Source organism: Pseudomonadota bacterium (assembly GCA_036141575.1).
Lineage (GTDB): Bacteria > Pseudomonadota > Alphaproteobacteria > UBA2136 > JAPKEQ01 > JAPKEQ01.
This window is the reverse complement of sequence record JAYZXF010000016.1, coordinates 36,708-49,589: the sequence shown is the minus strand read 5'-3', so window position 1 is coordinate 49,589 and position 12,882 is coordinate 36,708. Positions and strand designations below refer to the sequence as shown.

Sequence of the window (12,882 nt, the reverse complement as noted above, 5' to 3'; positions counted from 1 at the left end):
AGGTTCTCTGTTTGTTTTTAATAAAAAAGGCAAGTTTTGCTAAACTAAAGATGAGTAATAATAAAGAAAGTGAGCCCGCTCTTATGATGTGGATGATGCGTTTAACATTAGCAGTAATGTGCCTGTTTGTAGCAATGGATGCCAAAGCAAAGGTCATTATTCCATCAACACATAGTTATATTATTGAAGCCATAACAGACTCAGGCCGCTTTTATATTACGCTTTATAACAACTCACCAAGTGTTGGCCTAAACTTCCTGAAAAACGTTGAAAACGGCTACTACAACGGTTTGCAGATTCACCATATGGCGCCGGGTTATGCGCTTCAGTTTGGAGATCGCCGTACTGTTGGTGAGGATAACGCTGAGTTTCCGCTCCATGTGGGGCAAGAGTCATACCGTGAAATTCAACACATGGATATTGGGATGGCGAACCTTGAAAACGGCCTGCCAAGTGATAAGCAAGTCATTATTTTCCTGCGTGATGCGCCTGCGCAAAAGGGCATGTACTCTATTCTAGGGCATGTGAATAAAGGCCAAAATATTGTGGATCGCCTGACAAAGGGAGACCGTATCCGTCAAATGCGTATTATTAAATACCCTGGTATTGCTTTTAAATAATGGCAAAATCTAAGGAAATTATCGCACCTCTTACAGGGATTAAATTTATCCTCTGTGCGCTTGTTATTCTCTCTAATATGATGCTCTACGGTGATGTGGGACCTAAATTTGCGCAGTATTTTAATGAGCTGAAATTTGCGCCGTTTGTTACGGTCACTTTCCGTGTTGATATCTTTTTCATGATTACTGGTTTTTTACTCATGCACCTTTATGCGGATCGTTTTGCAGCTGGTATTACGCTGAAGAAAGTAAAAGACTTTCTTGTTGTGAGGCTTGCAAGAGTTTATCCGCTTTATGCCATGGTTCTTTTACTTATTGTTGGTTTGTATATGCTAGGGGTTTGGCAGTACGTTGATATTCAAGAAGGCTTTGAGGGGAGCTCTTACCGCGTTGTAGAACCTTGGGCATGGCTGGCCAACTTTACACTCACAACTTCATGGGGAGTTTTAGAGAATAAATCTGCATGGAATGGGCCTGCCTGGTCGATCAGCGCAGAGTTCTTTAATTACCTGATGTTTCCATTTTACTTATTCTTCATTACACGTTTAAAAAGTACATATATCCAATTGATTTCTATTGTGGTTATCTGTGCGTTTTACGGAGTGGTTCAGCATTTTTATGTGAAAGATTTCATGATTGATCACGGGTATGGGGCACTTGCACGTGCCAATTTCGGACTGCTTTCTGGTGCTTTTGTGTATGGCCTCTATCAGCATTTTAAACAGACAAAAGGTCTTAAGTGGGACGCTATGTTTATGGGTGTTCTCATCCTACTTGGTGTGATGATGTCTTTGGATGCTTATGGCATTTATGGCGTCCCTAAAATGGCGTATATGGTTTGCCTTATTTTTATGGTACTTTGCCTGTCTCTTATGTCTGGCCCTGTTCATAATTTCTTTGCACACCCATTTTTGATGCATCTCGGTAAACTCTCATTTGCAATGTACTTGCTGCATCAGCCTGTTGCGCGCGTGATGATTTATTTCTTTAAAGATGAATATGACAGTGTGCCAGCAGATAACTTTGAGGTGATGACAGTTCATCTACTGCTTATCTTTGTAGCGATTATGGTGGCGTCACATATTGCCTATGCATGGGTAGAAACACCTTTGAGATATAAAATTCGTACCAAGCTTGGGGTTAAGAAAGTTCAAGTGAAGATATAGAAAAGCAGAAAGCCCCCAGTTGGGGGCTTTCTTGTGTGATGTCTTAGACATCCGTTTTGAGAGGGGCGTGGAAGTGGCAGCCGAAATCATTGTGGCGCAGAACCGTTTTTTCCGGCCCTTTCGTCACCACGACGATGTTCAGTTCAGTGCCATCGGTGGCCGTCAGCGTGTAGGCGCCGCGGCGCTCATCGCTTTCCATCAGGAAATCCACATGGCTGAGGCTGTGAACGGTTTTGCCGATCATGCCCTGAACACCGTGAATGGTGGAGATGAACGATTCTTCGTCCAGCAGCTGGCCGTCAATGCCTGAGCAGGTGAAGGTGAAAGGTTCCCCTTCATCGGTGATGAACGTGATGCCGTAGCGATGTTCACCATCCTGCACGATGTCGGATTCGATGGCCTTGATGGTTTTGCCATTCATGATTTCCATACCATCGAAAGACTGAACTTTGCTGGCTGCGCGCATGGCCGATGCAAAGCAGCGAGCGGCTGAAAAGTTACCTGTGATGCAAGCAGTGTTTGCGGCAGTACGAAGTGCTTCAAGAGTGCGGGACATGGTGTCCTCCTAGCTAAAAGTGAAAGTTATTGATAGTTATAGTATGGGTATGATTGAGCGAAATTCAAGGGAGTGAAGCAAGTAAAAGAGCCCCTTAACAGGGGCTCTTTCATCATCGTTCAGGCGGCTGCATATTCTTCATAGTCCGTGCGGACATTTTGAATGTACAGGGCGGATTCAGGGTATTGCGCCGGTTCTACAAAGCGCAGAACCGGAGCATAGCCGTCATCACCGCATTTCACATCAATGTTGATGCGTTCGCTGCCTCCACGTTCATCTTGATCCATGATCAGAGTGATGCGTGTGGTGCTGTCAAAGCGCAGCATGCTGACGGCGGCCACTTTGTAGCCGAGGCCGTAAGTTGTATTGATAACAGCCGAAATACGAGCTGTTTCTGTGCCCCGTACGGCAAAGCCATAGGTGTGGGGCAGGCCGTCGCCTTCGTCCGTCACAAATGTGAGGAACTGGTCGTCGGTCGTTTTGTTGATGAAGTCTAGCTGCTTGCCAACCAGTACATCGTTCAATTCACGAAGGAAAGTCAGTCCCATAAAGGATCTCCAATGTTAGAAAAAAAGGCACGCATAATGCGTTTGGATGGTTAAATTATGAGGATTATTTTTCCATTTTCAACGCCTCTATAAACAAAAACACCCCCTTGCGGGGGTGTTTTTATGTTTTATCGCTTAGGGATGCCAATGGTTATCGGCATCGTCTCTTGCCTGTTCTTCGGCAAAGGCTTCCGCTTCTGCTTGGTTGTTGATGTTTTCCAGAGCGTCCTGCTCAGCATCAATCGCTGCATAGGCGTTTGCAATTTCCATCTCAACGGCGGAAGGGATGCGCAGGTCTGGGCAGCAATCCCACCATGCGTAATTGAAGTAGGTGCTTTGCGAGCTGAGAGACAGAGGGCTCAGTTCCTGATGATCGTGGTCGACAGTGTCAACCAAGTCCTTCACCACCAGCTCATCACACTGATACGGCTGGGTTGCCTCGGGAGACAGAATCCAGATATCAATGGCATCGCTTTCTTCAAACGATGTCTGTGTGATGGTGATGCGCGTCATCATGCCCGTGAAGCCGGGGTAGGTGGGTTCGCCGTTACGTGTGGAGTACCCTGTGACCTCTTGCGAGTATTTGAGCACTTCACAAATCTGGAACTCTCCCATGGTTTTCGGCGCCACCACTTGGATGATTTGCGCTTTACGGTCCCCATGCAGGAAGCTTGCGACGATATCGTCCTCGCCATCACGTTGAAAGGTGATGCTCCGGCCGATGGTGTCCACGGTGATGCCCGTGATCACTTTTTCTTCCATGGCGTTCACCAATGTGCGGTGATGGGTGTTTTCCAGCAGCTCCTCTCCAGAAGACGCAATCTGGCCGTTGACGGACACAGTGCCTTCGCCTTTGGGGCGGTTGACAAATGCGTCGTTACCAGTCAGTGCCGCGGCCAGCTTGTTTCCAAAATCCGACATAGATTCCTCCATAGGTAAGTCGGTAAAAGATAGCCCCCTAAGAAAGAGGGAATGGGTTGATAGTTAAATTATGGTTATGAAAATCCGAAATTCAAGGCTTGTGAAGCAAAAAAGAAAAGCCCCCCGGAGGGGACTTTTCTATGTTTTTTAATCGATGCGCCAGTCTGGTTCTAACCACAGGGCGTTTGGGTCCTGTTGGATGCCTTCTTGGCTTTTGTCTGTCAAATGCTTGGTCAGCAAATCACCAAGGCTCATGCCTTGGCCAATTTCAGGCTGGTCGTCCTCTTCTTCCAGAGACTCGGCAAAAGCGTTGTTCTTTTCCACGAGATCACTGATGCTCAGGGCTTCGCTGCCGATCTTCACTGGCATGCTCACTTGCATGTACCTGACAGGTTGGCACATGGTAAGAAGCATATCTTCATCATCACGGAAAGCGCGTGTGAGGCTGACCTCTGCGTCCTTGTCACGGGCGTAGAGTTTGATCTCAATCGGCAGAATACCACCCATGAGATCGGCATCAACAACCCTGATGGTGACAATCTTGCCGCCCAGAAAGGGAAGCTCAACAGAGTCTTCAAGGGTGGTTTCCACCTCAAACCAGCCAAAGGGTTCTGCATGTTGTATGTCTTTGGGCTGGATGCCATTCACGTACTGCCAGCATGGCGAACCGCCATTGACCACTTCAACGATGACCGCGTTTTGCGGTTCGAAGATGTGATTGATGTTGTCATAGGTGTCTATGAAGGCGATAGCCTTGGGACTGACGCGCACCTCTTGAAACGAGCTGCCCCACAGAGCTTCACGAATTTGAGTGCGATCAATGGTGATATTGGACATGTGTGTCTCCAAAGGTTACGGCTGGTTTGCCGCAGGTTTAACAGGGTAAAACAGGCAGAACAGCTTTGTGCCGTTTGCCATAGCGGTGTGTGCGTTCAGCACGGCAACACTGCCGCGCTTATGCACATAGATGGTTGAGAACGGCATGAGCGCATTGCGCTCTGCCGTGGTGAGGGCTGCTTTCATTATGCAGCTTCATTCAGGTTGGCAGGGGTGTAAACCTCCTGAGTACTCAGGTGGTCACTGGCCAGCGCCACAATGTTGTCGCCAAGCATCATAAAGCTGCCTTGCCGAAATGGTTCGTACTGGGGAACCAAAGCATCAGCTCCCAAAGCCAAGTGACAGGCGGTGCCAATGATGGCAGTGGTATTCATAAGGTTACGCATAGGTAAGCCCTCCAAAAATGGTCAGAAAGAGTTGTTGTACCTTAAGTTATGGGGATGGTCTGTAGGGAATACAATAGGTGTTGGCCTATTAGGGAGGGAAGTCATACATGGGGAAGCACCTAAGTGTAAATTTTATATTTACAAAATAAAAGAGCGAAAGCAGAACCTGACGATGTAAAAAAGCCCCCGTAGGGGCTTAGTTACTCGTTTTGCAGTGTTATGCGGCCTGTTCGTGGCGCATGGTGTCGGTGATGAAGTTGTGCTTCAGCTTCAGCGTTTCAGCGTCCCAGTTGTCAAATTCTTTGACCAGGCCTGCGTCGCGCAGCAGAACCGTTTCTTCACTGCTCGAGAAAATGGTAATCTCGATCGGTACGTGATTGCCGCACCAAATTTTGTAGTGGATGGCGGAGAGGCGAACCTCTTCTTCCACACGCACCACAGGTGACTTGGTGAAGTCGCCAGGACGGCCAATGTGCCAGTTGGTGCAGATCAGTTTGATCTCACCATCATTGCCTGCACTCAGGCTGTTGGCCAGCTGCAGGATGGTGAGTTTGTCATTGCCGTCCAGCTTGAAGGCAATGAAATCCACGTTGCCTTTGGCAGGAACATGAATCTCTTCAATGGTCCGCTCCATCAGCAGAGTTGCAAGCTCATGAGCGCTGCCTTTGTGGAAGCCTTCAACAATTGTTCTCGACATAGATGTCTCCATAGAAAGGGCGCACCAAAAGGTGGTGATAAAAGGTGCGCAGGTTGATTCAGTGGTTGATATATGGTGATTCTTTATAAGAAATTCAAGGGCAAAAAGCCCCCATTTCGGGGGCTTTTTAATTTTCGCTTAACAGCTCTTCAATCATGAGTTGGAGAGCGTTTTGTTTTTGCTCTTTGGTACTCAGCAGCTTTTGAATGACATCTGCAGGTACTTCAGGCGGAAGCAATTCTGGCACGTACTCAATATGCGGACCACAGAGAAGGGCTTTACCGTCTCCTGCTGTACACATAATGATGGCGGCTTTATCTTGCTTTTCAGGATATGTGCTAATGACTTTGGTGTTGTCATATTTTGCAGCATCCTGGAAGTAGCAGCCACCGTTGAAGTAAGAGAAATGCGTGTTGTACTTCTGCTCAGGGAAGTTGAGACGTACCGCAAGGCTCTTTTTGAGCTCATGGTATTTAAAGCCAGCAAACACAGGGCCAATGGCCGTACCAGGGTAGAAGCCAAGCTCACGCTCAGTGATACGCTCAAGGTCAGGATCGCCTTTGGCAAACTCAACAAATGCTGCGCCAAAGTAAGCCCCAGCACAAAAACCAATGTATCTACCGCCGTCATTCACGTATTCGCGAATTTGGGCGCAGCCAACTTCTGTGAGCTTCTCATGCATTGGAGTGGTTGCACCGCCGGGCATAACAAAGATGTCTACGTCTTCACGCCATGTACCAGAGATCACCTCAGGCGCTTTCAGCAGTTTATATGTCACGCCTGTACCAAGTACCTGCATCAGGCCGTAAAGGGCACTGTTATAGGTGTGAGAGGTCACGCCAACATCACCATATATACCAATGGTGAGGGTGGTGTCTAAAAAGTGTTTGAACTTCTCTACAGGGAGAATTTCAGTTTCTGAGGTCGACATAGTTTTGCCTTATCTCTCATTTAAAAGGACACGCTAAAAGGCGGGTATGTTGTGTGGGGAGGATATTGGAAAAAGAAGAGCTTGGCAAGGAATGAAGCTTCATGGTATACCACCTTCCATGACTGAATTTAAGTACGAGCTTCTAAGTAAAGATGGCCGCGCAAGGCGTGGTCGTATTCATACTGCACATGGAACAATTGAAACACCTGCCTTTATGCCTGTTGGTACGGCGGGAAGCGTGAAAGCGATGCGCCCTGAGGACGTGAAAGAGCTAGGATCAGATATGATTCTTGCCAACACGTACCACATGTGGCTGCGTCCTGGGCCTGATACTGTGCAGAAGCTTGGTGGACTCCATAAGTTTATGAACTGGCCGGGGCCAATCCTAACAGACTCAGGTGGGTTCCAAGTGTATAGCCTTAACGGTATCCGTAAACTCACAGAAGAGGGCGTTACGTTCAAGTCTCACATTGATGGCTCGGATATGTTCCTTACGCCAGAATTGGCAACTGAGATTCAGTATAAGCTAGATAGTACAATTTCTATGGTACTTGATGAGTGTGGCCACATGGGTATGAGCTATACAGAAGCAAAAGATAGCCTAGAGATGACAACACGCTGGGCGAAGCGCTCACGTGATGCATTTGTAAAGCGTGAAGGCTACGGACAGTTTGGTATTATCCAAGGGGCGCATTATAAAGACCTTCGCCAAATGAGTGTAGAGCAACTCAACGAGATTGACTTTGAAGGTTACGCGTTTGGTGGATGGTTGTTTGACGAAACAGGTTCGAAAGATACTTACGATGAAATGGTAAATCACACAGTAGACTTTATGAAGCCTGAAAAACCACGCTACATGATGGGAGTTGGGTATCCAAGTGATATTATCCGCAGTGTGCAGATGGGTATTGATATGTTTGACTGCGTACTGCCAACACGTAATGCGCGTAATGGCCAAGCCTTTACAAGTGAAGGTGTGATTAAGGTGAAGCATGAGAAGTACGAGCTAGATGATAGCCCGCTTGATCCAGAATGTGATTGCTACACATGTAAGAACTACACGAAGGCATACCTGCGCCATATGATGCGTTCTAAAGAAGCTTTCTTTAACACGCTGATGACATGGCACAATATTGCTTACTACCAAAACCTGATGAAGACACTGCGTAAAGCCATTGAAGATGGTAACTTGGATGAAGTGGCAGAAGAGCTTCTGAAGAAAGTGAAGTAGCATAAGATATAAAAAAAAGCCCCCGAGATGGGGGCTTTTTCGATTGATAGCTTAGGCGACAAGCGGGTCCAAGAACACAAATTGGCCTTGCCGATCGAGGCAGGATTGTATGCCAAGGGAATAGCGGTTTGAGTTGTGCCCTGAGTATTTCTTGATAAAGATCAGAGCTGCGAGCAAGGTTTTCTCATCGTAGCCTTCGCGAAGGGCCTCGCGTACGAGGTGTTTTTCGTCAGAGAAACAACTCAACAGAAAACAGCTGAGATTTTGAACCTCGGTATTAATGCCCCTTTCATGGGGCAGGAGGCTGAGATCTTCCATGATGGTGATGGTTCTTCCAGTGTTGAACCGCGCATAGCTACGCACTTTGGGGACGTAGGGGTTGTCTTGATTCTTCAAAACAAAACCTTCCATCCATTCGACGAAGGCGGCATCGTCGCTGTCGTGTTGGGTGGTACGCAGCGTGAGGCCGTCTGCGCTGTTGATGCGGTAAAGCTCTTGGAACGGGTGGTGATTCAAGCTGGTCAGCTCATCGCCAAAGTGTTCCTGCATCTCAGAGGGGGTAAAGCTTGTATAAGCGCCGAGAATTTCCTGTTCTTTCAGCTCTGTGAATCCATGCGTAAAGCAGGCTTTTTCACGCAGAGCAAAGAAGGGAAACGCGGAAATGCGAAAGGGAACGGGAATCATAAGTCTGATCTCCAAGAAAGTGAAGGAAGGTTGGTACGTACTTAATATATGGGGGTGGAGTTTTGATATTACAAGTCATGAATAGATAAAAAGCCCCCGAGATGGGGGCTTTTTTCGTTTTTAGAAGAGAGGGTCCGTAATGACAACTTGCTCTCCGCGACGCATCACATTGGGCACGCGAATATCAATGGAGTCATTATAGAGGAAGTCATACAGAAAAGCTTTAATCTGACGCAGCTCATCGGGGAGTTCATCATGCGGTGCAAAATCTAGATGTAAGCCAGCACCTTTCTGGTTTTCATTATAGCGAAAGCCATCTGGTACTTCATAGCTTGGCGTCAATTTTTCCATCATGCAAAGAATACGCCCCGTATTGGTGCGGGCATAGCTATTAACCTGAGGGACAAAGCGGTTGTTTTGCCGCTTAAGCACAAAGTCTTCCATCCAGCGTTGGTAGCCTTTGTCTTGTTTGTTGGTGAGTTTAAAAACCTGATTAGGGAAGAGCGGATTTTCAAATACGCGTGCATATGAGCCTGACCCAACTGCTGTTGCATCACGTACAAGTTGATGAAAGAGGAGTGGTCTTGGATCTGCTGTAAAAGCATGAAAACCCTGTAGTAAGTTTTGCTTATGCTCACCTTCAAAGCCATGGCAAATATCAAATTTAATTCCACGTGCCACAAAAGGGAAGCGAGGGATGTAGATCATGAGTATTCATCCGGGTGGATGCCTCTAAACAGAACGAGAGAGTAGGTATAAATGCGGTATAGAAGAGAGGGATATAAAGATCAAGAGAAAATTTTAGGTTCGATAATTTTGAACTTTAGGTTTGGAAAGTCCTATGTTAACCTTTCTGAAAATCCACAAAACAAATAGGGCATTTCTTTTAATGAAATACGCAAAATTGGGTTCATCTGATGTGCAGGTGAGCCGTATCTGCCTTGGGACAATGACTTGGGGCAAGCAAAACACACAAGACGAAGGCTCCCGTCAAATGGATTACGCACTTGAGCAGGGCGTAAACTTTTGGGATACAGCTGAAATGTACGCCATTCCACCATCTCCAGAAACTTACGGGACAACAGAAACCGTCATCGGAAACTGGTTTGAGAGCCGTGGTAAGCGCTCTGATGTGGTTCTTGCCACTAAGTTTTCACCAGTACCTTGGGCCCGTGGTGAAGAGGCTCCTGTGATTAATAAAGCCAACATTGAAGTCGCTGTAGATGAAAGCCTAAAGCGCCTGAAAACAGATTATATTGATGTGTATCAACTGCACTGGCCAACAAACCGCTCGAACTATCACTTTGCCAACTGGTGGGACTTTAAACCTGCTATGGGTAAAGAGGCACGCGCGAAAATTATTGAAAACAAGCTCGAGATACTTGAAGCGCTTAAAGCACAAGTGGATGCAGGTAAAATTCGCCATATTGGCCTGTCTGATGACTCTGCTTGGGGTATTACACAGTTTGCTGAACTTGCTGAAAAACACGGGCTACCACGTATTGTGAGTATTCAGAATGAATATAACCTTCTGCGTCGACGTGATGAGCATGATGTTGCAGAAGCTTGTGCGCTGGAAGAGGTCGCTTACCTGCCATGGTCTCCGCTACAAATGGGTGTACTGAGCGGAAAGTACCTAGATGGCAAGTTTCCAAAAGGCGCACGTTTTTCACCAGAAGTCATGAGCGGACAGGAAGATCGTTTCCATACACGCCTTGCACTGAACACAGATAAGGCTGTACGTGCCTACATGGGCGTGGCTGAAAAACATGGCCTAGATGTATGTCAGATGGCGATTGCCTTTACAATTCGTGAGCCATGGATGACGAGTACCATTATTGGTGCCACAAACATGGAACAGCTGAAGAGCAATATTGCTGCTGTGGATGTGGAACTGAGTGAAGAGTGTCTGAAAGACATTCATAAGGTCTACCAAGACTACCCAGTACCATTCTAAGAAAAGCCAAAGCCCCGCATTTTGCGGGGCTTTGTTTCGAGTGATTAGGCGCTGCTGCGCTCTAGTTTCTTTGCGGCCTCATACAGGGCTTTGAAGTGGGCGGGCCAGCGGCTGTCCGTCAGCAGTTTTTCAAACTGGGCACGGGTTGGCACGTCATCACCTTTGGCGCGCTGTGTGGCGCCAAAGTTTTTCACCGTGGCGCTGGCAATGTAGCCAACAACATTGACCATGTGGGTCATGTCGGTGTCCTTCCAGAAGGTGCATTCTTCCCCTTTGGGGCAAACAACACCTTGGCCGTTGTGATAGGCGATCATATATTCACCACCAGGGATGATGACCGGTTCTTGAGCTGCAACGCTCAGGGGGGCTGCGGCAATGGCCAGCGCGGCAATAACTGCGAATTTCATGGGAACCTCCATGGGATAGAATTGACAGAGAGATGATCCTTTTTACAAGGGGTAGTAAATAAAGTATGGGAAGGGTTTTTGGAGTTTCAATAGGTGGCGTTGTCTCTTCTTTATCATAAGGATTAAAAAATAATTGGTTAGTGTCACGAAAAGTTTGAGATAGTTTCTATAAGTTGTTAGGGTTATATATGATCTAAATAGTATATGCACGGGGTTGATATAATATGATTTTTAATACAAAAGCACTCTCTCTTGCTGCGGCGTTTCTTATGGTATCCACAGCATCTAGCTGGGGGCAAGGTGTTGGCTCAGAAGGTTTGTCTCGTCAAGTTGTTGCACTTAAAACAGCGCTGGAAAGTTACTCAGCAGTCATGGGAACACGCGTGGCGGCAATTGAAAGCAACGTAACAACACTTCGTACAGAAGTGGATGCTTTTAATAACTGTGCAGACCGCGGCATGATTTATTCACCAACACGAGCCCCTAATAGTGAAGGCAACTGTATGTCTGTATCTTCTGCAGGTGTACTGGAAGTTATTCCAAATTCTGAGATTATTGATACAGATCGACACTATAATATCTCTTATCAAGAGCCTCAGTCGTATACCCCAAAGCATATACCAGCAGATATTTTCCAAGTTTTAAATATTGATACGATTTCAAGCGCGGTTTTGAAGACCAGAACACATACGTTTCAATTTAGGCGGGATGTAGATAAAGAATGGAGCTCTGGTAATACAGTAAATGTAACAATTGAGTCTTACATTCGTGTCGACGATACTTGGGTTCCTGTGGGAGATGGCGGGACGGTGACTATGGATAGAAATACTAATTTAACAAATGTTAAGGGCGCTATTTATCAAGGACTATGGACAGGTGAAATTGCAAATATCCCTAATTTAAGCGTAAGGAGCAGGCCTCCAGTTAGGCCAGAAGTGACAAAAACACATTAAAGTTAATATGCAAAAAGCCTCTGTAAAAACAGAGGCTTTTTTGTGTCGATTAATCCTTTGCAAGAATGCCAACGGTCATCTCGGGGAATGTGTGCCATGTCTTTTTGAAAAACAGGAACGTGATCTCTTCGTCGTCAACTTTGGTGGCAATGGTGAAAGGGTTGGGGTAGCCAGCACGTTCATATTTATTGAACGCCTGAATCACATCATCCAGATGCTCGGCAGCTTTGATAATCTTTTTGCTGTCGGAGAATGTGAAGGTAATTTTAGGAGAGTGTGCCATAGGGAAACTCCGTTAAACAGGGACACAGATGAAGATGACTTACCTTTAACACGAAGAGCGGTTGCTGCAAATAAAAAAGAAGCCCCAACTTGGGGGCTTCTTTTAACATCGATTTACTCAAAAGAGCCGCAAACCTGTTCAAATACTTTGTATTGGTCAGGGTCTTTCACAGCATTTTCGATATAGCCCGCCAGTTCATCAGAAAGAAATGGAGCGTTACGGCTATGGGGATGCTCTTTATAGTAAGCCCGCGTGATGCACTCGTAAACCAGTGCATGGCGGTGCGAACCCTCCATGAGCAGCCAAGGGATGTTGTCCTTGCCGTTAATGGTGACGCTGGCGTCATCATGTAGGCGGTAACGTGTGCCTCGGATTGTGACACGTGCACGGACGTGCTTTTTCTGTCCTTTGGAGAGCGTCTGGTAAAGCCGTGCGTAGACATCAGCCTGCTGATGATCTTCCAGAGTTTGGTAAATCAGTAGGCGGTAATCTGCGGGAATGCGCTTGGGGCTTTGTGCCCGCATCAGGCCGGCTTCAATCAGGCGATAGCGGTCTGTTTCATTGATCTTGGTCCATGCTGTGGGTTCGCCGTCTTCAATCGCAACTGTTCCACTTGGGAACAGTGTATATTTGATGCCTTCCAAAACCAAGGTTACGGATGTTTTATTCATGCTGTAGAACTCCTATATGACAGCAGAAAAGAAA

At 46.7% G+C, this 12,882-nt stretch carries 18 protein-coding genes; 5 read left to right on the top strand and 13 right to left on the bottom strand.

Features of this window, described 5'->3' with window-relative positions; genetic code table 11:
* Positions 1–50: 50 nt before the first annotated feature.
* Both VX730_07190 and VX730_07185 read left to right on the top strand, forming a co-directional pair.
* Positions 51–620: a peptidylprolyl isomerase gene (locus VX730_07190; GenBank protein MEC9292167.1), complete on the top strand. Its 570-nt coding sequence runs from the start codon at positions 51–53 to the stop codon at positions 618–620.
* Positions 620–1,786, top strand: a complete 1,167-nt coding sequence (locus VX730_07185; protein ID MEC9292166.1) for an acyltransferase — start codon at positions 620–622, stop codon at positions 1,784–1,786. Before VX730_07190 ends, VX730_07185 begins: the two co-directional genes overlap by 1 nt.
* A gap of 43 nt (positions 1,787–1,829) precedes the next feature.
* Here VX730_07185 and VX730_07180 read toward each other — a convergent pair whose 3' ends face one another.
* From VX730_07180 to VX730_07145, 8 genes are all read right to left on the bottom strand, one after another.
* Positions 1,830–2,342: a hypothetical protein gene (locus tag VX730_07180; protein MEC9292165.1), complete on the bottom strand. Its 513-nt coding sequence runs from the start codon at positions 2,340–2,342 to the stop codon at positions 1,830–1,832.
* A 119-nt stretch (positions 2,343–2,461) separates the two neighbouring features.
* Complete coding sequence (locus VX730_07175) at positions 2,462–2,890, bottom strand: hypothetical protein (protein MEC9292164.1); 429 nt, start codon at positions 2,888–2,890, stop codon at positions 2,462–2,464.
* Between the two features lie 135 nt (positions 2,891–3,025).
* Complete coding sequence (locus tag VX730_07170; protein ID MEC9292163.1) at positions 3,026–3,811, bottom strand: hypothetical protein; 786 nt, start codon at positions 3,809–3,811, stop codon at positions 3,026–3,028.
* 147 nt (positions 3,812–3,958) lie between these two features.
* The gene (locus tag VX730_07165; GenBank protein ID MEC9292162.1) at positions 3,959–4,648 is read right to left on the bottom strand and encodes a hypothetical protein; all 690 of its coding nucleotides are present in this window, start codon (positions 4,646–4,648) and stop codon (positions 3,959–3,961) included.
* 15 nt (positions 4,649–4,663) lie between these two features.
* The gene (locus tag VX730_07160; protein MEC9292161.1) at positions 4,664–4,834 is read right to left on the bottom strand and encodes a hypothetical protein; all 171 of its coding nucleotides are present in this window, start codon (positions 4,832–4,834) and stop codon (positions 4,664–4,666) included.
* Entirely contained in the window at positions 4,834–5,034 is a 201-nt protein-coding gene (locus VX730_07155) for a hypothetical protein (GenBank protein ID MEC9292160.1), read from the bottom strand. The genes VX730_07160 and VX730_07155 overlap by 1 nt, the downstream gene beginning before the upstream one ends.
* A gap of 217 nt (positions 5,035–5,251) precedes the next feature.
* Positions 5,252–5,731 (bottom strand): hypothetical protein, encoded by a 480-nt coding sequence (locus VX730_07150; protein ID MEC9292159.1) that lies wholly within the window; start codon positions 5,729–5,731, stop codon positions 5,252–5,254.
* 127 nt (positions 5,732–5,858) lie between these two features.
* A complete protein-coding gene (locus VX730_07145; GenBank protein MEC9292158.1) occupies positions 5,859–6,662 on the bottom strand; it encodes a BPL-N domain-containing protein in 804 nt (267 codons plus the stop codon).
* 118 nt (positions 6,663–6,780) lie between these two features.
* Between VX730_07145 and tgt the strand changes: the two genes are divergently transcribed.
* Positions 6,781–7,893 (top strand): tRNA guanosine(34) transglycosylase Tgt, encoded by a 1,113-nt coding sequence (gene tgt, locus VX730_07140; GenBank protein MEC9292157.1) that lies wholly within the window; start codon positions 6,781–6,783, stop codon positions 7,891–7,893.
* 51 nt (positions 7,894–7,944) lie between these two features.
* On the opposite strand, the gene VX730_07135 is transcribed toward tgt, so the two are convergent.
* Both VX730_07135 and VX730_07130 read right to left on the bottom strand, forming a co-directional pair.
* A complete protein-coding gene (locus VX730_07135; GenBank protein MEC9292156.1) occupies positions 7,945–8,577 on the bottom strand; it encodes a hypothetical protein in 633 nt (210 codons plus the stop codon).
* Positions 8,578–8,697: 120 nt separating this feature from the next.
* A complete protein-coding gene (locus tag VX730_07130; GenBank protein ID MEC9292155.1) occupies positions 8,698–9,285 on the bottom strand; it encodes a hypothetical protein in 588 nt (195 codons plus the stop codon).
* Between the two features lie 181 nt (positions 9,286–9,466).
* On the opposite strand from VX730_07130, the gene VX730_07125 reads away from it, so the two are divergent.
* Entirely contained in the window at positions 9,467–10,534 is a 1,068-nt protein-coding gene (locus VX730_07125) for an aldo/keto reductase (protein ID MEC9292154.1), read from the top strand.
* Between the two features lie 44 nt (positions 10,535–10,578).
* Here the strand turns inward: VX730_07125 and VX730_07120 are convergent, their stop codons facing one another.
* Complete coding sequence (locus VX730_07120) at positions 10,579–10,941, bottom strand: hypothetical protein (protein MEC9292153.1); 363 nt, start codon at positions 10,939–10,941, stop codon at positions 10,579–10,581.
* Between the two features lie 224 nt (positions 10,942–11,165).
* Between VX730_07120 and VX730_07115 the strand changes: the two genes are divergently transcribed.
* Entirely contained in the window at positions 11,166–11,894 is a 729-nt protein-coding gene (locus VX730_07115; protein MEC9292152.1) for a hypothetical protein, read from the top strand.
* 49 nt (positions 11,895–11,943) lie between these two features.
* Here VX730_07115 and VX730_07110 read toward each other — a convergent pair whose 3' ends face one another.
* Both VX730_07110 and VX730_07105 read right to left on the bottom strand, forming a co-directional pair.
* Complete coding sequence (locus VX730_07110; GenBank protein ID MEC9292151.1) at positions 11,944–12,177, bottom strand: hypothetical protein; 234 nt, start codon at positions 12,175–12,177, stop codon at positions 11,944–11,946.
* Positions 12,178–12,290: 113 nt separating this feature from the next.
* Positions 12,291–12,848 carry a hypothetical protein gene (locus tag VX730_07105; protein MEC9292150.1) on the bottom strand — a complete coding sequence of 186 codons (558 nt, stop codon included), beginning with the start codon at positions 12,846–12,848 and terminating at the stop codon, positions 12,291–12,293.
* Positions 12,849–12,882 lie beyond the last annotated feature (34 nt).

Bases quoted from the DNA above. Each gene is read 5' to 3' on its own strand.
- VX730_07135 (MEC9292156.1), bottom strand. From the start codon at position 8,577: ATGATTCCCGTTCCCTTTCGCATTTCCGCGTTTCCCTTCTTTGCTCTG.
- tgt (MEC9292157.1), top strand. From the start codon at position 6,781: ATGACTGAATTTAAGTACGAGCTTCTAAGTAAAGATGGCCGCGCAAGG.
- VX730_07155 (MEC9292160.1), bottom strand. From the start codon at position 5,034: ATGCGTAACCTTATGAATACCACTGCCATCATTGGCACCGCCTGTCAC.
- VX730_07130 (MEC9292155.1), bottom strand. From the start codon at position 9,285: ATGATCTACATCCCTCGCTTCCCTTTTGTGGCACGTGGAATTAAATTT.
- VX730_07165 (MEC9292162.1), bottom strand. From the start codon at position 4,648: ATGTCCAATATCACCATTGATCGCACTCAAATTCGTGAAGCTCTGTGG.
- VX730_07115 (MEC9292152.1), top strand. From the start codon at position 11,166: ATGATTTTTAATACAAAAGCACTCTCTCTTGCTGCGGCGTTTCTTATG.
- VX730_07175 (MEC9292164.1), bottom strand. From the start codon at position 2,890: ATGGGACTGACTTTCCTTCGTGAATTGAACGATGTACTGGTTGGCAAG.
- VX730_07180 (MEC9292165.1), bottom strand. From the start codon at position 2,342: ATGTCCCGCACTCTTGAAGCACTTCGTACTGCCGCAAACACTGCTTGC.
- VX730_07190 (MEC9292167.1), top strand. From the start codon at position 51: ATGAGTAATAATAAAGAAAGTGAGCCCGCTCTTATGATGTGGATGATG.
- VX730_07160 (MEC9292161.1), bottom strand. From the start codon at position 4,834: ATGAAAGCAGCCCTCACCACGGCAGAGCGCAATGCGCTCATGCCGTTC.
- VX730_07150 (MEC9292159.1), bottom strand. From the start codon at position 5,731: ATGTCGAGAACAATTGTTGAAGGCTTCCACAAAGGCAGCGCTCATGAG.
- VX730_07105 (MEC9292150.1), bottom strand. From the start codon at position 12,848: ATGAATAAAACATCCGTAACCTTGGTTTTGGAAGGCATCAAATATACA.
- VX730_07120 (MEC9292153.1), bottom strand. From the start codon at position 10,941: ATGAAATTCGCAGTTATTGCCGCGCTGGCCATTGCCGCAGCCCCCCTG.
- VX730_07170 (MEC9292163.1), bottom strand. From the start codon at position 3,811: ATGTCGGATTTTGGAAACAAGCTGGCCGCGGCACTGACTGGTAACGAC.
- VX730_07185 (MEC9292166.1), top strand. From the start codon at position 620: ATGGCAAAATCTAAGGAAATTATCGCACCTCTTACAGGGATTAAATTT.
- VX730_07125 (MEC9292154.1), top strand. From the start codon at position 9,467: ATGAAATACGCAAAATTGGGTTCATCTGATGTGCAGGTGAGCCGTATC.
- VX730_07145 (MEC9292158.1), bottom strand. From the start codon at position 6,662: ATGTCGACCTCAGAAACTGAAATTCTCCCTGTAGAGAAGTTCAAACAC.
- VX730_07110 (MEC9292151.1), bottom strand. From the start codon at position 12,177: ATGGCACACTCTCCTAAAATTACCTTCACATTCTCCGACAGCAAAAAG.